Here is a 23,168-nt window from a genome sequence, read left to right as displayed (position 1 = left end):
GTTTCGTTTTGTATAAAACAAACAAATTTTAAAATAAAAAAGCCTCTTAAAAGTTAGATTTCTATACCCAACTTTTAGGGGCTTACCCAAATACATAAATATAGCGTGCCATAACTTATACTCTCAACGAATGGATTGTTCTGGTAAGTGATGTAAGCTCTATTGGACAGCTCAAAATTTCGTTTTTTATCAAAGTCATATAAGGTAATTTGCTATCATAACGCGGCCATAACGAACTATCTTTATTACTAGGAATGCCGTTTCGCGCAAATGATACCCATGCATGTTGTAAGGCTTTTGAAATAGTTATATCTTTTTCGTCGTAGTCTCCTTTGGGATTTAAGTTACCAAAAATATATCTAATTTCTGATGTATGTTTAGCTAATTCTTTTGTTCTATGCGCCACTGGAGAAACTCTCGAGAAATGATAATAATAGATATTGTGGCCTAACTTTTCAAAACGTTTGACCGTTGCATAGCAAGGTTCAAACCATACTGCAGTAGTGAATAATTTATCTAAAGCTTCATATGTAGTTAAATTATCTGCCTTTAATATATGATGTACACGGTCGCTTACTGGTTCCGTCAACGCTGTTATCATATTACTAAGCGTATCAACACTGTATTCCATATCAGGTTTTATAAAATAGCGGGCTTCATTTTCAACGCAACCGATTAAAATAGGTATATCTGTGTTCCAATTTTCCCAATCTTGTTTAGCTACAATATCCCCATCAGGTACTGGGTTCCAAATTAGATTCGCTGGTGTATGAACTTCGCCAGGAGGCGGAAATACACCTGAAAATTCTGTCGAAGCCTCTAACACTGTATCGGTTGAAAGCTGTTGTAATGATTCCAAATCACTTGAGCCCAATTTATTTAACATATCTACAGTAACATTTTCCACCTTTTCATAAGTTGGTTCTGACGCAAAAACATAAGGTTCAAAACCAGCGCTTTGTATAATAGCTCGGTGAAATAATCCTTTAGCACGTTTAACTGACAATAAATTTCTCACAGCTTGGGCACCAGCTGATTCACCAAATATCGTCACGTTATTGGGATTTCCTCCAAAATATTCTATATTATTAGTAACCCATTTTAATGCAGCAACTTGATCAAGTACAGCAAAATTACACCCTATATTTGGATGTGCTAAAAAACCAAAAGCGCCTAGACGATAATTGAAGGTAACTACGGTTACACCTTGTTTTGCCAATTCAGCTCCATCAAAAGCGTCTTCTGAACCAGCGCCACCTAAATTACCGCCTCCATGAATCCAAACCATAACGGGTTGCTGTGCAATTTTATCGGTATCAGATGTCCATACATTGATGTATAGACAATCTTCACTTTGTTTTAAGGTTCTTAAGTCAAAGCTCGCACCACCTTTTTGCGGACACACTGGGCCAAATTCTATGGCTTTATAAACACCTTTCCATCTTTTTGGAGGCAAAGGTTCTCGCCATCTTCGTTCTTTTACAGGAGCTTCTGCATATGGTAGACCTAAAAATTTGTAAATAGAGTCATTCAATATCCCTTCGATTGTGCCTTGCTCTATTTGAATTTGCATCATTGATCCTCATTTCTTTAACTTAAGTATATAGTTCCAAAATGGAATACATTATTGAGTGAATTTTTGTGTATAAAAAATTTAAAGTTAAGGTAATTGCATGAGTAGGAGGCTCATGCATAAGTATTACTAACATAAGAAGAGGTATAAAAGCACTGAAACGCTTGCGCAAGTAATACTCGTTTTCATAAATAAAGAAAGTAGTTCTGTGCAAAGTGAATATAAGTATAGTTTTAATTAAAGAAACGCCCGATAATAACATACTTTCCAAATTAAAGCCTGAGATATTGATTTATCACAGGCTCAATATTTTTAAGTTTTATTATAATTTACAATCATGGTCACTTAAGCTGATTGCTCAAGTATTTAATTTTTTTTAGCCGATACATGATTATGATTCAGTTTGAGTAAGTGCTGCGCATTTTTATAATTAATTTTGGCTTGATCTTCGAGCGATAAACCTAAGTCGTTTAAAAATGTACCAAGTTTTTCAGGTTTAATATAAGGATAATCCGCAGCATAGAGTATTCTATCGATGCCAAAAGCATTTTTAACCATCTCGAATTGGGGATGGGTTAACATGCCACTTGGTGTAATATAAAAATGGTTTTTAAAATATTGGCTTATAGGATGAACAAGATGGTCTGAAAGAAGTGCTTCATCCATTCTCTCTAAGAAAAATGGTATAAACTCTCCCCAATGTCCAATAATCATTTGCAAATTAGGATGTTTATCGAAAACACCACCTAAAACAAGGTGGATGGCGTGGATACCGACATCAACGTGCCATCCATAGCCAAAGGAGGCAAATGAAGCGGCAGTAGCGTCTGTATATGCATCGCTTTTGTAATATGCTTGATAAACATCCGCATTCACTGGAGCAGGATGTAAATATATAGGCACGCCCAATGCTTCAGCTTTAGCAAAAATAACATCATATTTCTCTTGCTCTAAAAAGCCATCATGAGGTCGTCCAGGTATTAATACACCTTTAAAACCTAGCTGCGTAACTGCCCTTTCTAATTCTTCAGCCGCTGCTTGAGGTTCATTAATTGGTATACAGGCAAACCCAAGAAAACGTTCTGGATACATTTCAATATAATCATACAATTTATCGTTAGCATACCGACAGAGCTCAATTGCTTTTTCTCCTGTCAGGTTAGATGGCGCCCCATTACCATAAGATAATATTTGGACTGCTACGTTATGTTCTTCCATAAATTTGATTCGTTGTTCGTGATTCTGTATCTCATCATCATCCGTGAACCCTGTTTTACTTTCTAAAGCCTCTAACATAGTCTTTAAAGGCACACCTTCTGGGTCAGGTTGTACAAGTTTTGCCATTTCGTCTTTAACTTCTGGTAATATAAAATGTTCTTCAAGGGTAATACTCTTCATATAAACACAACTTTCTTTTCATATATTTTCCAAGTAAAAATATTATTTTGAACTAAGTGAAATCCTTCCATTCTAATTGTTGGAGCCAAGCATCAAAATTAAGTAGTTGAGGATTTACCTTACGTAATTCAGCTATATTAGCCTCATAGCCTTCATATTCAAACCATTCGAACATTTTCATCATTTGTTGGAACTTTTTACGCACATCTACTATTTCACAAGATACTTCAAATTTCTCACTTAACTTTTTAGCTATTTCATTTAAAGTCATTTCTTCACCCGCTAATTCCATAGCTTTGCCTATATATTGTTTTGGTTGGCTAAAAGTAATAGCGGTAAAAGTACCGATGTCTTGTACGGCAAGCATCTGTAATGGTATTTCAGAATCCATAAAGCCTTGCATCACTATTTTGTCATCTTGCACTTTCGCAAAACCAGTGAAATTATCCATGAAAAATGTGTGGCGTAAGATTGTATACGGTAAATCTAATGCACGAATATATTCTTCAATTTGCCATTTACTTGCAAAGTTATCAGCGCCACTATACTTTTCAGCGCCAGCTGCTGACCCGTATACAAAGTGAGTAGTACCTACTTGCTTAGCTACATCTGCCACCATTTTTCCTTGTTGTACTTCTTTATCAGGGTCTTTAGGATCAAATGATTGTACGCTGTAAACACCATAAACATTTCCCATTGCTTCGACAAGAGACTGTTTATCATTCATATCTGCTTGTACAATAACAGCTCCATCTTGTTCTAATTCTTTTATCGCAGATTGGTTAGGATTCCGCGTCATAGCATGCACAATCCAACCATTGGATAGTAAACTTTTTGCAACTGCATTGCCTTGGTTTCCGGAAGCGCCCATTACTAAAATGTTTTTATTATTTTCCATCGTAATCACCTTTCATCCCATTTTTTAATCAAAATATTACGTCCATATCGATAATATTGTTTCTGAAAAACCTTCAGGCTTCTGAATATATCCTAAATGTCCGCCAGGTATGTCGACGATTTTGATACCCGTTTGTTCAGCGATATAAAAATTGACATCTTGAGGAAACGATCCTTTAGAGTCATTCCCATTTAATAACGTTATGATGTCTTTATATTGTGATAAATCTTCTAATTTAATATCAGAATGTGTGTACTGTCTAATTTCATATTCTGCCCAAAACATCATGCGTTCATATTGTGCTTTTTGCGCTTTTTCATCCTCGGAAACAGGTTGAGCCATACTTTTTGCGTCAATGGCTGAAATATTTAGCGTTTCTCCGAAAGTTTTCATACCTGCTTGTAGTCCTTCAGTTAAAACTTGTTCTACAATCTCGTCGTTTTTATCTTTCCAATACTTACTATCTGGTAAAAAAGTATTAATTGGCGGTTCATGAAAAGCAATTTGTTTAATCACTTCAGGATAATCTTTTAAGACATGCATGGTAACGATAGCGCCAGAACTAGAACCTAGTAAATACACAGGTTCGTCACTTAAGTGTTTAGCAAGTTCTGCGATGTCTTTAGCATCACGTTTAACACGATAATCGTCATCAGGTTTTTGTGCTCGTTCAGGAAGAGGTGCAGTTAACTCGCTATAACCATAGTCACGACGGTCTACAGCTACGACGGTAAAGTTATCTTTCAAGTGCTCTGCTAAAGGTAAAAATATATCACCTGTACCATTGGCGCCTGGCACTAAAATAAGTATAGGACCTTGGCCTACTTTATAATAATTTAATGTCGCCCCTTTTAATTTTAATCTATTCATGACTGAGTCCTCCTAATGTTAAGAATTGGGGATGTGTGTGATTTGCATTTCTTGTTAGATATTTCCCTCTTATTTCATCAATATGCATTGGTTATGGTCTAAAGCTTCAGTTGACTTTTTAGATAATTTAAATAGGCGGCTTTAGAAAAAGCCATATTAAATTTTAATTATTAGTCTGCTTGAGTGCCATTCATTTTCACTATGACTTACTTCCTCGTATTGCCATAAATTATGAGTTGTTAGGCACTATAGGTACAAGTAAATGTGAATCGTATTTACCACCAGTATAAATATTGTGTGTCCCTTGATTTACTGTTTCGTCATGTTCATAACGTGTTTTGAGTCCAGGTGTACTATTACCTTTAACAACTTCGCTTGCTTTAACAACGACTTGGACACTTTCACCTTGTTTGAATAATGTGCCAGATGGTAAAATTTCGATTTCTACAGGTACAATTTCATTGCCGTTTAATTTAACTTCTTTTTCATGTGTATGCCATGGTTGTAACGGCGTAGATTTATCTTGATCTAATTCACGGTGAGATACACGTAACCAACCTGTCGCAACTTGTCCATGTTCAATATGATTGAAATCAGGGAAATGCACTTCTTCGCCTTGACGATTTAATTTTTTAATACCCACAAATAAATCCATATCGTCTGCTTCATCTGCTGAAACCCATAACTTCAATTTCATATTGCCTGTAATTTCTGTGTCTTGATCAAATGTTGTACTAAATCTCACTTCATCATTGCCTTCAGCTTCACTGTCATAAGAAACTTTAGCTGTTTCTTGAGGTTTTGAAATGTCGAGTGACATTGTTTGACCATCTAAATATAGAGCTGTTTCTTTTGTATTTGAGATTGGGAAATCAGACGCATATTTTGTATAGCCTTGATAAAATTTATCCCTGACTTCGTAGCTCACTTTAGGTGTATCTTGCCAATCGTTGTCGATGCCTTTGAGATAATAATCAAAGAAATCTTTTTGTTGTTCAAGAGATTCACGTGCATAGTAAGTTTCCCATTCTTTACGTCCGTGTATTTTAAGCCATTTATCTTGAGAAGAAACTTGTTTAAAGCCTTCAAATGTACCACGGTTATGCAAACCTTGGGTAGACCAACTTGCACAAACAAACATTGGCACTTTAATAGCAGAAAGATCTGCTTGTTTGCCTTTCCAATAATCATCAAATAATGGATGATTTTTTTGGGAACCTTTTAAATCTTCAATGTCTGAATCTGGCCATCTATTGATAAGTCCATCGTGCCAAAATCTGTAAAAGCCTGTATCAGGTATACCGCCATGGAAAGCCACTTCACGGTACATATCGTTTAAGCCTTCCCAAGGAATTATTGCTTTCAGATGAGACGGGTTTAATGAGGCTACCCACCATTGTGTAACAGCTAAATAAGAAACGCCATTTGTACCAACGTTGCCATTACTCCATGGCTGTTTTCCAGCCCATTCAATTACTTCGGCATAGTCTTTTGCTTCTGAAAGCCCCCAAGGGTATAAAGATCCTTTTGATTTAGCGCTACCGCGTAGCGCAACTTTGACAACGACATAGTCATTAGGCACCCAGAACCCAGGGTCTGGAGATTCTTCTGGTGTTAAGCTTGAAGTTGGAATTGCACCAAGTGTTGGCCAAAGCGGGCCCATATTATTAATATTTGGTTTGTTATCTTTACCGTATGTGTCTGCAGACATTACAACGGGGAATGTGCCTTCTTTATTAGGACGGATGACGTTGACGTATAATTCTGCACCATCTGACATGGGCACAGCAATATCTTTTTCCATAATCATTTCTTGATTACCGTATTGTATGCTATCTATAACAATATGATTTACGCCTTCTTTAATATCTTCAATTCTAGTTGCAGTTAATTTTGAATTACCTAACATTTGTTTAGTCATATAAACCATTCCTTTCGCATAAGGTAATACTTGTTTTTTAATACACTTTTACCTTATATTCGAATCAAGTAATAAACAACAATCAAGCGTGTGATAACTGTTCGAAAAACAACAATTGAGTTAATATTGTTCAATAAATAGAAATGTCGGAGGTGGAAAAGGGTTATGGTTCAAGATCGGAGAGTACGAAAGTCACAACAAGCAATCCAGTCTGCTTTTTTAGAGTTGTTAAAAGGTGAATCATTTGAAAAACTGACAGTACAACAATTGGCAGATAAAGCTGATATTAATAGAGGTACATTTTATAGTTATTATTTAGATAAGTATGATTTGTTAGAACAAATAGAAAATCAAATAATAGACGATTTACAGAAGTTTATAAGTGACCAACATCATAGAGAGAAGAAAGGTATACCTACAGATGTTGTTAAAAATATTATGGTTTACCTAATTGAACATATTGAAGAAAATAGAAAAAGCTATTATATGTTGTTTAGTATAGGTAAAGCTTCTATGATACAAGAAAAACTTTATATGTTGATTTATAACCATTTAAGTTTATATAAAAGTACAGATGACACCATTGAAACAATGCCTTTTTCATATTTTATGAGCTATGTATCGGGAGCAGGCATTTCACTCATTAAGCACTGGGTACAAGATAGCACACCTATTTCTAAAGAAGATCTGATTGATCATTTTTATAATCTAATGAATAATGGGACAGCTAGTATGATTAAAAAATAAAATATATTAATAGAGCGTCTTACTACAACGATTAAACGCTTGAAAAATAACTTAAAAAAACGCTGTATACATTTATACAGCGTTTTTTATGATGATTATGAGTGGAAGGCAATCTATCTAGCTAATGGTTATACTGTTTAATTCTTTTAGTGTTTGACTTGTTCTAGACTCAATTAGAACCGGCACAGTGTATTACAGAATGCCGATGAGTTTCATCCAAAGAGATCCTAAACCAATCCATATAATAAAATAAACGATACCTAAGATAAAATTCATTGTCCACCAACGTTTTTGGCTTATATAACCAGCCGCGTATAATATTGGCGCAGGTCCACTACTATAATGTGTTGTCGAAGCCAATAGATTACCGAAGAAACCTAACATGAGCGCACTGTATAACGGTGGCGCACCGGCTGCAATAGCAACGCCTAACAGTGCAGCGTACATTGCGCTAACATGAGCAGTAGCGCTAGCAAATAGATAATGTGAATAGAAATAGAAAATGAGTAACATAACCAGTACGATTGGCCAACTAAAGCCACCTAAACTTGTTGCAATCAGTTTACTTAACCATGGAATAAAGCCTAGTTTATTTAATTGATCAGCCATTAATACAAGTACTGAGAACCAGATTAATGTATTCCATGCACCTGTTTCATTTAAAATATCTTTCCAGTTTAATACGCCAGTAACGAGTAATAATGATAGTGCGATAAATGCAGTCAATGTAGCATCAATTTGAATTAGGCTGCCTGTAACCCAAAGCGTCAATGCTATGATAAAGATGACAATCATAAATTTTTCTGGCATTGAGATTTTGCCCATTTTAGTTAACTCATTATCTGCCCAATTTTTAGCGTTAGGCGTTTGTTTAATACTTGGCGGGTATATTTTATAAATAATGAATGGAACAATAATGAGAGAAAGTAATCCAGGGACTAGGGCAGCTAAAAACCAATTCATCCATGTTATATGTATTTGAGCAGTACTTTCTGCAAGGTTTTGAGCGAGGGGATTACCAGCCATAGCAGTTAAAAACATTGCAGCAGTAATTAAATTACCTTGAAATTCTGTGAAAATTAGAAACGCGCCCATTTTTCGCTCAGATCCTTGCTTAGGGTCTGAACCAAATGATTCTGATAGAGATTTAATAATTGGAAACATAATACCACCCGCACGGGCCGTATTGCTTGGTGTAGCAGGGGCTAATATAAGATCGACACCTACAAGCGCATAGGCGAGACCTAATGTTTTTTTACCAAATCGTTTCACAAATCTTAGAGCGATGCGACGTCCTAGTCCTGTTTTTACAAAGCCTCTTGAGATAAAAAAGGCTATGACAATAAGCCAAATGCTATTATTACCAAACCCTTGCACAGCCGTTTTTATATCGGCAACACCAGTCAACACCATAAAAGTAAAACCTAATATGGATACAGCACCAATTGGCATAGGTTGCGTAATACAAGCGATAATAGTTGATACAAAAATAGCAAACATATACCAAGCTTGTATGCTTAATGATTCTGGCTTAAGGGGGGTCAGCGCCCAAATCAGTATACCGATGACAAGGGGGAGAATGAATTTGCGGTATCTTATTGAATTTTGCATATTGAACTTTCCTTCTTTCTACACAGATTACTCATTACAATTATCAATCTACCCTTATAAAAAAGTGCTGTAAAGAAAAAGAATGGAAAAAAATTATATATTTAGCAATGATTTTTTTAATGATCAACGCAAACGTGTATTTACAAAAAAGAGCTATGAAATATTTCTTATGGCAATGTGAAAAATATAATAGTTAAAGTAACTATTCACATTTTGTTTAAATTAATATATTCTTTAAAATATAATATATATCAAATTTTATGAGGTGAGTATATGAATAAATTTTCAAAATATGTTGTGACATTTTCACTGTCAGCGGTATTTTCAGTTGCTGCGCCACTCTCTACATACACATCAATTGCTAACGCTAGTGGGGGCAGCGCACCGGTCGTTGAACAACAGGATCAGCAGCAAGAAAAAGTGAATTTAGGTACTGAAAATACGATGGCTGTTTCATGGTATCAAAATTCCGCTGAAGCAAAAGCATTGTATTTGCAAGGGTATAACAGCGCCCAAGTCCAATTAGATAAAGAAATTAAAAAGAATAAAGGGGATCATAAACTTGCAATCGCATTAGATTTAGATGAAACAGTTTTAGATAATTCTCCTTATCAAGGTTATGCATCCTTAAATAACAAAGTACATCCAGAAGGTTGGCACGAGTGGGTAGAAGCTGCAACAGCGAAACCTGTATATGGTGCAAAGGAATTTCTAAAATACGCTGATCAAAAAGGGATAGCTATTTATTATATTTCTGATAGAGACCAAGACAAAGATTTTAAAGCGACACAAAAGAATTTAAAAGCGCAGGGTATTCCACAAGCAACAGAAGATCATATTTTGTTAAAAGGTAAAAATGATAAAAGTAAAGAATCACGTAGACAAGCAGTAGAAAAAGACCATAAGTTAGTTATGTTATTTGGTGATAACTTGTTAGATTTTGGAGAACCTAAAAAACCTACTGCTGAAGAACGTGAAAAATTTGTGCAAAAACACAAAGACGAATTTGGTAAGAAATACATTATTTTCCCAAATCCTATGTATGGTAGTTGGGAAGGCACATTGTATAATAACGACTTTGATATTAGCGATGAACAAAAAGACGCATTAAGAAAAGAATCTATTAAACAGTTTAATCCATCCACAGGCGAAGTAGAATAATAAAGAGAGACAATGGAAACACGTTACATGGTATGACCTTTATTGGATTAAACGAAAACTAGCTTGATCCATTTTAGGATAGAGATAGAATAAGCATAGATTGAAGAAGTAAGATTGAAAACCAACGGGGCAGTATTCAGATGCCTGAGTTCACTATAGTCAATTAATGAAAACAACTGATTATATGAGTTTAAAATGAACGAAGTGTTTCACGTGAAAAAATAAAATATATAAAAAAGTCTATTGGCATGCTGTTTCGAACTATGCCAATAGACTTTTAGGTTGAGAAGATTATTGTGCTGTATAACCGCCGTCAATAACGATGGCTTGACCTGTAACGCTTTTAGCTTTGTCACTGGCAATAAATACAGAGTAATCAGCTACTTCTTGTATATCAACTAGTTGTTTTTGAGGAATTAACGGAAATAGCACTTCATCCAATACTTGATTGATACTGACATTTCTCGTTTTAGCAAGATCTTCCATCTGGCCACGCACGAGTGGCGTATCAATATAACCAGGGCATATTGCATTGACAGTAATGCCGTCTTGTGCGGTTTCTAAAGCAGTCACTTTTGTTAAACCTATAATACCATGTTTGGCACTGTTGTAAGCAGATTTGCCAGAAAAGCCGACAAGTCCATTAATAGAAGACATATTTAAGATACGCCCATATTGCTGATTTTTCATAATAGGTAGCACATATTTAGTCATAATAAAAGTGCCAACCAACATAATATCGATCATCTGTTTGAATTTATCAGTTGGAAAATCTTCTATATTTGCTACATGTTGCAAACCTGCATTATTGATTAATATATCAATACGGCCATAATGTTTTACAGTTTGATTTACTAAATTTTTAACATCTTCTTCATCGGAAACATCAGCTACAATACCTATACATTCAAAGTTTTTTGTTTGAAATGATTGAATGACATGGTCTAATTTATCTTGATCAATATCAGTAAACACGACTTTTGCACCTTCGTTTAAAAAGACTTTAGCAATTTCTAACCCGATGCCACTAGCGGATCCTGAAATCATTGCTACTTTATCTTTTAACATATCTATCCCTCCATCATTGTTTATAATGTTTAGTTTACATCTATAAAAATGATAAGTAAAATGAATAAATATAATCAAATGTATAACTTTTAGTAATAGTGAAAGGGGGAAACAAACTTGGAAATACGCCAAATCAGTTATTTTTTAGAAGTTGCACAACAGGGTAGTTTTACCAAAGCATCTCAAACATTACATATTTCCCAGCCAGCGTTAAGTAAAACAATTAAGGCGTTTGAAACAGAACTTGGTGTCGAATTGTTAGACCGTACAGATAAACGTGTAAGACTGACTGATTCTGGAGAAATTGTTTATCAATATGGTAAACAAATACTTAATACAATTTCAACGTTAACTTCAAGTTTAGAAGATAATGCAATGCTTAAAAGCGGTCACATTAAAATGGGTTTGCCTTCCCTCATTGGAATTATGTTTTTCCCTAATATTATGAAGGGGTTTGCTTCAGCCTATCCAGGTATAACAGTGGCGTTAACAGAGGAGGGGACAAACAACGTAATTCATCTTGTAGATAAAGGAGATTTAGATTGCGGTATTGTGATGTTACCTGTGGATCAAAATGATTTTGATGTTATTCCATTGACTCAAGATAGATTGATGTTGTTTTTGCACAAGTCTCACGTACTTGCAAATCATTCTGAGATTTCAATGATGGATGTTAAAGATGAGCCCATGATTTTATTTACTGAAGACTTTACAATGCATGATCGTATTATTCAGGAATGTAATGATTTCGGTTTTCAACCGCATATTGCATATAAAAGTTCGCAATGGGATTTTATCAAAGATATGGTGGAGAATAACTTGGGGATTACTTTTTTTCCTGGCTCACTTAATCGCAAAATAAATAAAGAGAAAATCATTTCATTACCCATCACCGATCCTTATATACCTTGGAAAGTAGGTATTATTGTAAAAAAAGGTAGTCATCGTTCTTTTGCTACTCAAGCTTTGGTTGATTATATATTAGATAGTGATCTTTAGATGTACTATAACTATGAGTTATAGCAATGATGACGATTATGTATTTAACAAATCGTTTGTTCAATCTTATAGTATTAATTGTTCAGAGATAGATTTGAATGAATACATGGGAGTGATAAACGATGGAAAAGACAAGATACCAACAAGGTATAGATAAATTAATGACATATACATCAGAAACAGGCACAACACATTTACAGATAGCTGAAAATCTTAAAGATATTGCACCAGATGTATCAAAATATATCATGGAATTCGCATACGGTGACATATACTCACGTAACGGGCTAACCAACCAACAGCGTGCATTGGTGACAGTATCATCGTTAATTACACAAGGTACGGAACCGCAATTGGAGTTACACATGAATACCGCATTGACGTCAGGGGTGACAGCAGAAGAACTTGTCGAAGTCATCACACAATTAATACCATATACTGGATTTCCACGTGTATTAAATGCCTTAACTGTAGCTAAAAAAGTGTTTGCGGACAGAGGTATTTCCGTTGATACACGTAAAGTAGAACAATCCCAATCCTTATAATTGAACAGATGGATGACAATATATTACCTGCTATATTTAATAAACAGTTTATAATTAAATGATTGGAGAACATGTATATTATATTGCGAGTGTTGGGACGGTGTATGGTAAACTTTGGCCAGAATAAATAATATAATAGTATGACAAATGATTTTTAAAACGCGATCATACACTTTAGAGCGAGAATGCAGATGCTTATTGTAACTGTGTTTTCGCTTTTTTATAAAAATGATGATAATAGTGATTTTGAAAATTCGAAAATAAATTTATTTTAACCTAAAATAATTGTATAATTGATTTTTAAAACGTTCTATAATATAAATGGGTTGTAACAACTGTATATATACATATAAAAATAGTTTGTTGTATAAAGCCAATAGGAGGGGTATGTAAAGCGTAGAGGAGCATACTTTCATCACTTTGATCACAGAAAAACAAAGCAAAACTCTAAATTTACAATATGGATAACTTTAATTATCACATTAATATTTATAGTAGTAATATTTATCGGTGGCATGGTTTCCAACATTTTAACGTTGATATTAGATTCATTTCATATGTTAAGTGACGTTTTAGCATTGAGCTTGTCTATGGTAGCTATTTATTTTGCGGCTGGAAAAATCAACTGTTCGCTTATCTTTGGCTTTCTTAGATTGAAAATACGAGCTGCTTTTTTGAATGTTTAGCACTAACCATGTTATCACCACAGAACACCCTCCTTTTGAGTGCTCATGTAGTGTTTGATAGCGCTTCTGAAGAGAAAGCATATGAAACCATATAATAATATATCTCGATTATTAGAGCATCAATATCACATGAAACATACCACGTTACAAATTGAGAATCTTAAATTTAATAGTCATTCCAAAAGTATTTTGAGAATTTGGAGAAATAAACGTTTAATATGGTATTTAAAACGATTACTTTTTAACAGATAACTACCCAAATAGTTATTAAGTGTAAAGATGGAAATGAGTTTAACGTTGCACTTATGTATGCGATTTGGGTATTTTTTATGGCATATCTTTCATTTTAATAAAAACGTACATCATCATAGTTTTAATGGATTAAAATAAACTATATAATTTTAAGCATTAACCAAGAAAGGTGTTTATGATGGGACAATATCATATTAAAAAACCATTAAACAATAATGTTATTATTTGTACACGTCAGCAAAAAGAAGTAGTAGTTATTGGCAAAGGTATCGGTTTTAATAAGAAACCTGGGATGGTCGTGGATGACGAAGCAATGATAGAAAAAATTTATGCATTGGAACATAAGACACAACAAGAACATTATAAAGCGCTCATTGAAGAAGCAGATGACGCTGTTATCCAAGCGGTTATTGATGCAATTAATATGATTACCAATTCAGATATAGAAATTGACGGCAATCATTTAGTTGTTTCACTAACAGATCATATTATATTTGCATATAAACGGTTGAAACAAAACCAATATATTAGTAATCCATTTACGATGGAAACCAAACACTTGTACCCTGAAGCATATAAAATATCCGCTTCAGTTATTCACCAACTTAATTCAGTGTTACCAATTCAATTCCCAGAAGACGAAATTGGTTTTATTGCATTACATATTGCGTCTAATATGGAAAATTTAACGATTAGCCAAATGAATCATATTAATGATTTAATTAGCAAATGCATTCAAATTATAGAGCATGATTTACATCAATCTATAGATATGTCATCTATACAATATCAACGCTTTATTAGGCATGTTCAATTCTTAATTAGAAGACTTAGTAAAGGCGAGACGATCAAGTCACAAACTGAATTTGAGAATATGTTGAAAGCGCATTACCCCTTGTGCTATAATATAGCGGTCAAGATAATGAAAATGATGCAAAAACAATTAGGTGTAACAGTATATGAAGCGGAAGTTGTATATCTGACACTTCATATCAACCACTTAACACAATAATAAATGAAGCACGTGTAACTGATTCGATCAGGCATGAGTACTTAGACCGAGCAAAAGCTCAGTTTATTTACTCATGCCTTTTTTTGTGTCTTTAAACTTGTTTTGACGCAAATACATAGAAACGCACATAAATTCATAGCTCAGTATATGAAATAAATAGAGTTTCTTGAAAATGGAGGATTATACAGTATGTGGAAGAAATTTTTTGGTCAGCTGCAACGTATAGGTAAAGCACTCATGTTACCTGTTGCAATCTTGCCAGCTGCTGGTTTGTTATTAGCATTTGGGACGGTTTTACAAGGAGAAGTATTACAATCCTATATACCTTTTGTTAAAGCGGATGGTTTCCAACATGTAGCGCAAATGATGGAGGGCGCTGGTGTTGTTATTTTTGATAATTTGCCAATGATCTTTGCGTTAGGTGTGGCCATTGGTCTAGCTGGGGGCGATGGTGTAGCTGCAATCGCTGCGTTTGTTGGTTTTATGATTATGAATAAGACAATGGGCGCATTTTTAGGTATTACACCTGACAATGTCAATGACGCAGCAAGTGGGTATGCAAGCGTATTAGGTATTCCAACACTCCAAACAGGTGTCTTCGGTGGTATCATTATCGGCGCGCTTGCTGCATGGTGTTATAATAAATTCTATAATATTTCGTTACCGAGTTATTTAGGATTCTTTGCTGGTAAACGATTTGTACCCATTATGATGGCAACATGCGCGTTTATACTAGCGTTTCCAATGGCGTGGATTTGGCCAACGATTCAACATGGTTTAAATGCGTTTAGTGAAGGTTTATTAGATTCAAATACTGGTATAGCAGTGTTTTTATTTGGATTTATTAAACGTCTATTGATTCCATTTGGTTTACACCATATCTTCCATGCACCATTTTGGTTTGAATTTGGTAGCTTTAAAACTGCTGCAGGACAAATCATCCATGGGGACCAACGTATTTTTATTGCTCAAATTACTGAAAACGTGCCATTAACTGCTGGTAAATTTATGGGTGGAGAATTTCCAGTGATGATGTTCGGACTTCCAGCCGCAGCACTAGCGATTTATCACTCAGCAAAGAAAGAAAATCGTAAAGTAGTTGGTGGGCTGATGTTATCAGGTGCTTTAACTTCATTCTTAACAGGTATTACGGAGCCATTAGAATTCTCATTCTTATTTGTAGCACCACTTTTATTCTTTATTCATGCAGTTTTAGACGGATTTGGCTTCTTGATTATGTATGTGTTAAATGTTCATTTAGGTTATACATTCTCAGGTGGATTTATTGATTTCTTACTGCTGAATATTTTACCAAATAAGACAGCATGGTGGCTTGTCATTCCAGTAGGTATCGTTTATGCGTTTGCTTATTACTTTATATTTAGATTCATTATTAAAAAATTAAATTATAAAACGCCCGGTAGAGAAGATAAAGAACTGCAAAGTAATACCGTATCAGTAAATGAGTTACCATTTAAAGTATTAGATGCAATGGGTGGTAATGCAAATATTAAACATCTTGATGCGTGTATTACACGTTTAAGAGTAGAAGTTAATGAAAAATCTAAAGTCGACGTGGAAGCGTTAAAACAATTAGGCGCTTCGGGCGTATTAGAAGTCGGTAATAATATGCAAGCTATTTTTGGGCCTAAATCAGATCAAATCAAACACGATATGGCACAAATTATGGCGGGTAACATTACCAGACCTGAAGAGACGACAATTGAAAATGAAGATACGAATCAAACAGTTGCTATTGAAGGGGAAACCATTTATGCGCCACTTAAGGGTCACGTAGTACCGTTAAGTGAAGTTCCTGACCAAGTATTTAGTGATAAATTAATGGGGGATGGTATTGCCATTTACCCTGAAAATGGGGAAGTTGTTGCACCATTCGATGGAACAGTAGAACTTGTATTCCCTACCAAACATGCGATAGGTTTAAAATCTGAAGCAGGTATAGAAGTATTAATTCATTTCGGTCTAGAAACGGTTGGATTAAAGGGAGAAGGTTTCGAAGTTCATGTAGAGTCAGGCGAAGAGATTACAAAAGGTCAAATGCTTATGACAGTTGATTTAGATTATATTAAAGCAAATGCGAAAAGCGATGTTACACCAGTTATTGTCACAAATTCTGGGGAACACGACATTAAATCATCACATGATGGCACAGTCGATCTAGGCGAAGTTTTAATTAAATTATAATAATATAATTAATCTGCTTAATACATGATAGATGTGTTGCACTAAATCCTATTTGGAGAAGGAAGTTAAAAACACTTTCGTTGAATTCATATTAAAATGAATTGATACGAGAGTGTTTTTTATGAAAAGCGTTGCTTATTTATTAGAATTTAAAAGTAAGGTAATAGAAATTAAATGAGTAGTATACGCAAAAAATAAAATGACGGATTACTTAAATATTTAATTAGATATTCAAATATTACTTTTTTGAAAATAAATGTAAGCTTAAATAATATTAGATGTTTTATACATAGTAGTTTATAATATATAGGACATAATTATTAAATCATTCAAAATAAATAATTAATTTACTAGCATCGTAACATGAAACATAACGATTTAAGTAAATACAATAGTGAAAATGAGGGGAAAGCATGATTTATACAGTAACGAGTACATTGCCACCAGTGCATGGTGGCAGAACAAAAGCGTTATTAAGTCGTATTAAATTAATGGATACGGAATTAGGTATAACGAGTAAAATTTTTACGACAAATTACAATGCGAATTACCTATCAGTATATGAAAAATTCATTAATGAAGGAAAAGTAACGAAAAGTACAGAGTTTGAAAATTTATATGATTGGTTAAGTGGTTTTAATTTATTAACGACACCTAAAAAAAAATTTAAAAAAAATTTAAAAAATCAAACAATGAATCGTGAAATTGAAGGCTTAGAAAATAAAAGCTATGATGATGGAAATGTTATGAGATATTACGATGATGAAAATTATGTATTATACAGAAAATACTACGAAGATAGTAATGTGATTAAATTTGAAGATTTTATGTCACCCATTAGTAAAAAAAGATTAGAACGTTGGGAATATAATGAATTTGGTCAATTGCATAGAAAGATTTACTACACCCATAAACCTTTTTTAAAATTATGCGAAGTGTATTTTGATACGAAGGGACATATATATTGTAAAAAGTATTTTGATACTGATACTGATACATTAAACTACATTCAAATTTATAAGGATAGCAGGCCTTATTTAGCTTTTAGTGATGAAAAAGCATTGATTGAATTTTATTTTGAACAACGTTTTAGTGATAACGATGTAGTGTTTAATGACGCAAGATTATTAGATGGGCCGTTGTTAAATCAAACGAACGCTACTAAAAACATTTTAGTTTTTCATAATAGTCATATAAATGGTAAACATATTAAAAATGCTTATAAATTTGCTTTAAACCATTCTGAAAAAGTAGAAAAATATATATTATTAACGGAAAAACAAAAAGAAGATATTTTAAATCAGCTATCTCTTGAACAAAATCGTTTGAATGTGATTCCGCACTCTATTAAATCTTATAAATCTCTTGACAAAGTAGAGAAATTAGATCGATTTATTTTCTTAGGCAGACTAGGGGCTCAAAAACAAATAGATCATTTAATCAAAGCTTATAAACAATTTTTAGATTATGGATATGAAACAAAATTAGCAATTTTTGGGCCAGATGAAGCGGGACAGAAAAAGAAAATGTTAGATTTAATCGAACAATTTGGTATTCAAGACAAAGTAGATATTAATGAATACACAAATAACCCTTTAATTGAGTTTCAAAAATCAAAAGCCTCACTTTTAACAAGCAAATTTGAAGGTTTTGGATTAACTGTAATGGAGAGTATTGAAGTTGGTTGTCCAGTAATTTCTTATGATGTTAGGTATGGGCCCTCAGAGATTATCGATCATAATAAAAACGGATTCTTGGTTGAACCTAATAACATTAAAGCATTTGCAGATTATATGGCTAAGATAATAGATAATCCACTCACTCATGTACACACAAGACCAGAACTAGGCCATGATAGAGCGATTCAAAATTATACAAAGCTTTTTCAAGACATCGGCTATACTAAATAAAAGCATTTTAATACAGTATAAACATATTAAACTCAATTATTTTGGTTAGTAATTACTATCGATTAAAAGAAAACACTTTTCTGATATTGTCGTATTAAAAAATGTAAAATGATAGTATAAAGTAATAAATAATAGGGATGAAAATGAGGGAAAAGCATGATTTATACAGTGACAAGTACATTGCCGCCAGTACATGGTGGTAGAACGAAAGCGTTGTTAAGCCGTATTAAATTAATGGATACGGAATTAGGTATAACCAATAAAATTTTTACGACGAACTATAACGCAAATTATCCTTCAGTATATGAAAAATTCATTAATGAGGGAAAAGTAACCAAAAATACAGAGTTTGAAAATTTATATGATTGGTTGAGTGGTTTTAAACTATTAGAGACACCTAAAAAGAAATTTAAAAATCAACCAAAATATCAAACGACAAATCGTAAAATCAAAGGTTTAACGGATAAACCGTCAAAAAATGGAAGCGTCATACGCTATTTTAATGAAAATCAATTTGTACTTTATCGCAAATATTATCAGTCTAGTGATGTTCTACAATTTGAAGATTTTATGTCGCCAATTAGTGAAAAAAGATTAGAACGCTGGGAATATAATATGTTTGGTCAATTACATCGAAAAATCTATTATATACATAACCCGTTTGCAAAATCATACGAAGTATATTTTGACACACAGGAAAATGTATATTGTAAAAAGTTTTTTAAAAATGATAAAGATAACACGTTAGACTATATACAAATATACAACAATAGCAGACCTTATTTAGCTTTTAGTAATGAGAGGGATTTATTTAAATATTATTTTGGACAACGTTTTAATGATAACGACATCGTATTTAATGATGCAAGATTATTAGATAAACCATTATTAACGCAATCCAATGCTACGAAAAATATTCTAGTATTTCATAGTAGTCATCTAAATGGAGAAAAAATCAAAGGTTCTTATAGATTTGCACTAGAACACTCTGACAAAGTTGAAAAGTATATTATATTAACACATAAGCAAACCTATGATATCCAAAAAGAAACAGCGATTGATCAGCATCGTTTTGCAATTATACCCCATTCCATGGAGCCCTATCCGCGCGATAATGATATTGAGCAATTAAATAGATTTATCTATTTAGGACGGTTAGGTAAAGCTAAACAAATAGATCATTTAATTAAGGCATATAAACAGTTTTTAGACAATGGATATGATATGAAATTAGCAATATTTGGAAAAGATGAAGACGGTCAGAAAGAAGCATTGTTAGACTTAATCGAGCAATTTGGTATTCAAGATAAAGTAGAGATTAATGAATATACAAATACGCCTTTAAAAGAGTTCCAAAAATCAAAAGCTGCATTGTTAACAAGCAAATTTGAAGGGTTTGGGTTAACTGTAATGGAGAGTATTGAAGTTGGCTGTCCAGTAATTTCTTATGATGTGAGGTATGGGCCGTCAGAAATTATTAAACATGGGGAAAATGGTTATCTAGTTGAACCGGACGATATTACCGCCTTTACAGAATATATGGTGAAAACTGTAGAAGAGCCATTTGACCACGTTGAGACCAGATCAGAACTAAGTCATAAAAAAGCTGTAGAAAACTATAATAAACTATTTCAAGATATAGGGTATACTAAATAAATATTATAGACATTTTTTATAAAGTCTACTTATTAATAATTTAAACATCCAACTTAACAATTTGAATATATAACGTAAAAGCAGTTGCCATTCTCAAACTCAGGATGGTAACTGTTTTTTAGCATACAAGAGATTGGTATATTTTATGTCATTTTTGTGCTATTGCTACAAAGTTCTTTTGTCTTTATAAATCATATGTTATTAAAAAAGAAATAACGTTTTAACCGTTATAGTTTTGCTATTATTAATAATAAAAGATAAAAATGCTAGCAAAAACTTTGTCTCTTGTGTACCGCGTGTTATATTAATGGTGAATGCAATTAATTGCTTAACTATTATATTGTGTATTATATTAGTTTTAAATTTATTTTCTGAAGGAGTAACAATGAATAAGTTTAAATTATTGGTTATCATGTTGTGTTTAATTTTAGTTGGATGCTCGAACCAAGAGAGTGAACCCCGTCATACAGATAGCAAAAAACATGAAAAACAGCAAAGTCAAAAAAAAGAAAATGAACATAATAAAACAGTTAAGAACGGTGTTACTTATATCGACGAGATTTTAATTGTAAATAAAGATATTTCCTTACCAGAACATTTTAACCCGGGTGAGAACGAAGTGGCCCGTGAAGCATTACATAAATTATTAAACGCCGGTAATAAGAAAGGATATCATTTATCAAGTGCAAGTGGTTTTAGAAGTTATCAAACTCAAGAACAATTATTTAATCGTTATGTTCAAAGAGATGGAGAAGAAGCTGCCAATAAATATAGTGCTAAACCAGGTCATTCAGAACATCAAACTGGTTTGACATATGATGTTGTTTCTGAGAACACAGATACCAACTTCAAAGAATCATTTGGTAAAACAGAAGAAGGACAATGGATAAAACGTAATGCGCATAAATACGGGTTTATTGTAAGATATCCTAAGGACAAAACGCATATAACTGGTTATCAATATGAGCCTTGGCATATAAGATATGTAGGAAAAGATACAGCTAAAACGCTATATAATCATCGCGAAACATTAGAGGAATATTTAGATTTATACCCAAAATAATACGGTTCACATTTAAGGTATTTTGGCTACTTATTATAAATCATTGAGAGAGGGATGAACATAAGTGTTAAACAAAATAAGCGTGGTGATTCTAAGTTGTATACTTTCTTTAACTATGATGATACCAACATCTTCAGCAATAGCTCAATCAGCAACGCCCGAAGATACATATGGTGACCAATATAAACCAGAAAGTGTTAGTGTGATAACTCAAACTGGTCAAATTCTCTATCAATCTAATGATGACAAAGTAACAGATCCAGCTTCTCTAACTAAAATGATGACCATGTATTTGACCTTTGATGCTATAGAAAATGGGGATATAAAAGCATCAGACAAAATACAGATAACGCCAGATTATGAAAAGATGTCTGAGTTACCTAATTTAGCAAGCGTCCCTTTAGAGGCAGAACAGGCTTATACTATTGATCAATTTTTAAGACAGATCACTTTAGAATCAAGTAATGCAGCGACACTGATTTTAGGTGAAAAAATAGTTGGTTCAACGTCGAGATTTACAAATCAAATGAATGATAAAGCTAAAAAGATTGGTATGGAACATACGCATTTTGTAAATCCTACAGGTGCAGATAATCAACTATTACATCAATATGCGCCTGAAAAATATAAAAAAGAGCGTAAGACTCAGACAACTTCACAAGATATGACAATTTTAATGCAACACTTATTAAAAGATCATCCTGAGGTTTTAACGTATAGTTCTAAGACGAAAGATAATCAATTTGATACAGAATTGAAAACTAAAAATCTTTCTTTAAAAGGAGAACGGTTTGACTTAAAAGGGGCGGATGGTTTAAAAACGGGGACCAGTGATGAAGGCTACAGTCTAGCGTTAACGAGTAAACGTGATGGTTTGCGTCTTAATGAAGCTATTTTAAATGTTAAGCCTTTCCCAAGCAATAAAGCAAAAAACGAACGTCATAAAATAGCTAATAAACATATCAATAAACAATTTGATAAATATGAATATAGAAAAGTATTAAGCGAAGGCGAACATGAAATTAACGATAAAACATATCATGTCAAAAATGATTTGTACGACGTTGTCCCTAAAAAGATGAAGAACGTGAAATTGAATGTGGATAAAAAAGGCAAAGCATACGTGTCTTATAAACGGCAATTTATTAAGGGTACACACACGCGCCAAAGGTAGATGTTTCATTGAAGAAAGAGGAAAACAAATTCACGGCTTTTTTCAAAAATTTATTTAGATAAAACATGAATTAAACATTACAAAGTAAACTTCAAAATAATGTATGTTAGAAACATTGTAGTTTTTAAAAAATATACTAACCGCCCATACCGTTATAAAACGTAAGGTTCCTTATGAAAACGTCTAGTTAATTAAAGCGTATATCACAGATGATAATTAAATGATGATTCAAGTAAGCACTTATTTTTATAAAACTGTGCCGTCCATTTAAATAAAACGTTGATACGCCATCTTAACGATGGTATGTGTCAGCATTTTATTATATCCTAAGTCGTTAAAGCATTTATAGTACGAGGAAACTGAGAGAGGGACAAAAAATATATTGCCTGGGAAATCAATTGCTTAAATGTCTCTTAAGG

17 protein-coding genes and 1 pseudogene are annotated in these 23,168 nt (G+C 33.3%); 11 read left to right on the top strand and 7 right to left on the bottom strand.

Features of this window, described 5'->3' with window-relative positions; all coding sequences use genetic code 11:
* Window positions 1-115 precede the first annotated feature (115 nt).
* The 5 genes from IEU88_RS10390 to IEU88_RS10370 all read right to left on the bottom strand — a co-directional run bounded on the left by IEU88_RS10390 (window position 116) and on the right by IEU88_RS10370 (window position 6,660).
* On the bottom strand, window positions 116-1,573 hold the full coding sequence (locus tag IEU88_RS10390; protein ID WP_160148676.1) for a carboxylesterase/lipase family protein: 1,458 nt from the start codon (window positions 1,571-1,573) through the stop codon (window positions 116-118).
* A 366-nt stretch (window positions 1,574-1,939) separates the two neighbouring features.
* A complete protein-coding gene (locus tag IEU88_RS10385) occupies window positions 1,940-2,971 on the bottom strand; it encodes an amidohydrolase family protein (RefSeq protein WP_103373289.1) in 1,032 nt (343 codons plus the stop codon).
* 52 nt (window positions 2,972-3,023) lie between these two features.
* A complete protein-coding gene (locus IEU88_RS10380) occupies window positions 3,024-3,869 on the bottom strand; it encodes an NmrA/HSCARG family protein (RefSeq protein ID WP_103373290.1) in 846 nt (281 codons plus the stop codon).
* Window positions 3,870-3,905: 36 nt separating this feature from the next.
* Window positions 3,906-4,739, bottom strand: a complete 834-nt coding sequence (locus IEU88_RS10375; RefSeq protein ID WP_103373291.1) for an alpha/beta hydrolase — start codon at window positions 4,737-4,739, stop codon at window positions 3,906-3,908.
* Between the two features lie 229 nt (window positions 4,740-4,968).
* Window positions 4,969-6,660 (bottom strand): CocE/NonD family hydrolase, encoded by a 1,692-nt coding sequence (locus IEU88_RS10370; protein ID WP_103373292.1) that lies wholly within the window; start codon window positions 6,658-6,660, stop codon window positions 4,969-4,971.
* A 165-nt stretch (window positions 6,661-6,825) separates the two neighbouring features.
* Between IEU88_RS10370 and IEU88_RS10365 the strand changes: the two genes are divergently transcribed.
* On the top strand, window positions 6,826-7,407 hold the full coding sequence (locus IEU88_RS10365) for a TetR/AcrR family transcriptional regulator (protein WP_103373293.1): 582 nt from the start codon (window positions 6,826-6,828) through the stop codon (window positions 7,405-7,407).
* A 192-nt stretch (window positions 7,408-7,599) separates the two neighbouring features.
* Here IEU88_RS10365 and IEU88_RS10360 read toward each other — a convergent pair whose 3' ends face one another.
* Window positions 7,600-9,018 carry an anion permease gene (locus IEU88_RS10360; protein WP_103373294.1) on the bottom strand — a complete coding sequence of 473 codons (1,419 nt, stop codon included), beginning with the start codon at window positions 9,016-9,018 and terminating at the stop codon, window positions 7,600-7,602.
* Window positions 9,019-9,291: 273 nt separating this feature from the next.
* Between IEU88_RS10360 and IEU88_RS10355 the strand changes: the two genes are divergently transcribed.
* Window positions 9,292-10,179, top strand: a complete 888-nt coding sequence (locus IEU88_RS10355; protein ID WP_096808130.1) for a 5'-nucleotidase, lipoprotein e(P4) family — start codon at window positions 9,292-9,294, stop codon at window positions 10,177-10,179.
* Between the two features lie 291 nt (window positions 10,180-10,470).
* Here the strand turns inward: IEU88_RS10355 and IEU88_RS10350 are convergent, their stop codons facing one another.
* Window positions 10,471-11,247 carry a 3-hydroxybutyrate dehydrogenase gene (locus IEU88_RS10350; protein ID WP_103373295.1) on the bottom strand — a complete coding sequence of 259 codons (777 nt, stop codon included), beginning with the start codon at window positions 11,245-11,247 and terminating at the stop codon, window positions 10,471-10,473.
* Window positions 11,248-11,364: 117 nt separating this feature from the next.
* Here IEU88_RS10350 and IEU88_RS10345 point away from each other — a divergent pair, with 117 nt between their 5' ends.
* From IEU88_RS10345 to pbp4, 9 genes and pseudogenes are all read left to right on the top strand, one after another.
* Window positions 11,365-12,246: a LysR family transcriptional regulator gene (locus tag IEU88_RS10345; RefSeq protein WP_103373296.1), complete on the top strand. Its 882-nt coding sequence runs from the start codon at window positions 11,365-11,367 to the stop codon at window positions 12,244-12,246.
* 122 nt (window positions 12,247-12,368) lie between these two features.
* On the top strand, window positions 12,369-12,791 hold the full coding sequence (locus IEU88_RS10340) for a carboxymuconolactone decarboxylase family protein (RefSeq protein WP_103373297.1): 423 nt from the start codon (window positions 12,369-12,371) through the stop codon (window positions 12,789-12,791).
* 398 nt (window positions 12,792-13,189) lie between these two features.
* Window positions 13,190-13,471: pseudogene (locus IEU88_RS10335) on the top strand (cation efflux transmembrane domain-containing protein); the annotation flags it as partial.
* 436 nt (window positions 13,472-13,907) lie between these two features.
* The gene (gene glcT, locus IEU88_RS10330) at window positions 13,908-14,741 is read left to right on the top strand and encodes a glucose PTS transporter transcription antiterminator GlcT (RefSeq protein ID WP_096808134.1); all 834 of its coding nucleotides are present in this window, start codon (window positions 13,908-13,910) and stop codon (window positions 14,739-14,741) included.
* A 189-nt stretch (window positions 14,742-14,930) separates the two neighbouring features.
* Window positions 14,931-16,946 (top strand): glucose-specific PTS transporter subunit IIBC, encoded by a 2,016-nt coding sequence (ptsG, locus tag IEU88_RS10325; protein ID WP_103373691.1) that lies wholly within the window; start codon window positions 14,931-14,933, stop codon window positions 16,944-16,946.
* Window positions 16,947-17,359: 413 nt separating this feature from the next.
* Window positions 17,360-18,856, top strand: coding sequence for a glycosyltransferase (locus IEU88_RS10320; RefSeq protein ID WP_103373041.1), 1,497 nt, complete (start codon window positions 17,360-17,362; stop codon window positions 18,854-18,856).
* A gap of 156 nt (window positions 18,857-19,012) precedes the next feature.
* Window positions 19,013-20,512 (top strand): glycosyltransferase, encoded by a 1,500-nt coding sequence (locus tag IEU88_RS10315; RefSeq protein WP_096808137.1) that lies wholly within the window; start codon window positions 19,013-19,015, stop codon window positions 20,510-20,512.
* A gap of 385 nt (window positions 20,513-20,897) precedes the next feature.
* Entirely contained in the window at window positions 20,898-21,575 is a 678-nt protein-coding gene (locus tag IEU88_RS10310) for a M15 family metallopeptidase (RefSeq protein ID WP_103373073.1), read from the top strand.
* A gap of 115 nt (window positions 21,576-21,690) precedes the next feature.
* The gene (gene pbp4 / locus IEU88_RS10305; protein WP_103373072.1) at window positions 21,691-22,749 is read left to right on the top strand and encodes a penicillin-binding protein PBP4; all 1,059 of its coding nucleotides are present in this window, start codon (window positions 21,691-21,693) and stop codon (window positions 22,747-22,749) included.
* Window positions 22,750-23,168: the final 419 nt, after the last annotated feature.

It is taken from the genome of Staphylococcus nepalensis (assembly GCF_014635045.1).
Classification (GTDB): Bacteria; Bacillota; Bacilli; order Staphylococcales; family Staphylococcaceae; genus Staphylococcus; species Staphylococcus nepalensis.
The sequence above is the reverse complement of the archived record's forward strand: the minus strand, read 5'-3'. Positions and strand labels throughout refer to the sequence as shown.

What these genes read in the sequence shown, in the direction of transcription:
- IEU88_RS10390 (WP_160148676.1), bottom strand. Translation starts at nt 1,573, where the DNA reads ATGCAAATTCAAATAGAGCAAGGCACAATCGAAGGGATATTGAATGAC.
- IEU88_RS10385 (WP_103373289.1), bottom strand. Translation starts at nt 2,971, where the DNA reads ATGAAGAGTATTACCCTTGAAGAACATTTTATATTACCAGAAGTTAAA.
- IEU88_RS10380 (WP_103373290.1), bottom strand. Translation starts at nt 3,869, where the DNA reads ATGGAAAATAATAAAAACATTTTAGTAATGGGCGCTTCCGGAAACCAA.
- IEU88_RS10375 (WP_103373291.1), bottom strand. Translation starts at nt 4,739, where the DNA reads ATGAATAGATTAAAATTAAAAGGGGCGACATTAAATTATTATAAAGTA.
- IEU88_RS10370 (WP_103373292.1), bottom strand. Translation starts at nt 6,660, where the DNA reads ATGACTAAACAAATGTTAGGTAATTCAAAATTAACTGCAACTAGAATT.
- IEU88_RS10365 (WP_103373293.1), top strand. Translation starts at nt 6,826, where the DNA reads ATGGTTCAAGATCGGAGAGTACGAAAGTCACAACAAGCAATCCAGTCT.
- IEU88_RS10360 (WP_103373294.1), bottom strand. Translation starts at nt 9,018, where the DNA reads ATGCAAAATTCAATAAGATACCGCAAATTCATTCTCCCCCTTGTCATC.
- IEU88_RS10355 (WP_096808130.1), top strand. Translation starts at nt 9,292, where the DNA reads ATGAATAAATTTTCAAAATATGTTGTGACATTTTCACTGTCAGCGGTA.
- IEU88_RS10350 (WP_103373295.1), bottom strand. Translation starts at nt 11,247, where the DNA reads ATGTTAAAAGATAAAGTAGCAATGATTTCAGGATCCGCTAGTGGCATC.
- IEU88_RS10340 (WP_103373297.1), top strand. Translation starts at nt 12,369, where the DNA reads ATGGAAAAGACAAGATACCAACAAGGTATAGATAAATTAATGACATAT.
- glcT (WP_096808134.1), top strand. Translation starts at nt 13,908, where the DNA reads ATGGGACAATATCATATTAAAAAACCATTAAACAATAATGTTATTATT.
- ptsG (WP_103373691.1), top strand. Translation starts at nt 14,931, where the DNA reads ATGTGGAAGAAATTTTTTGGTCAGCTGCAACGTATAGGTAAAGCACTC.
- IEU88_RS10320 (WP_103373041.1), top strand. Translation starts at nt 17,360, where the DNA reads ATGATTTATACAGTAACGAGTACATTGCCACCAGTGCATGGTGGCAGA.
- IEU88_RS10315 (WP_096808137.1), top strand. Translation starts at nt 19,013, where the DNA reads ATGATTTATACAGTGACAAGTACATTGCCGCCAGTACATGGTGGTAGA.
- IEU88_RS10310 (WP_103373073.1), top strand. Translation starts at nt 20,898, where the DNA reads ATGAATAAGTTTAAATTATTGGTTATCATGTTGTGTTTAATTTTAGTT.
- pbp4 (WP_103373072.1), top strand. Translation starts at nt 21,691, where the DNA reads ATGATGATACCAACATCTTCAGCAATAGCTCAATCAGCAACGCCCGAA.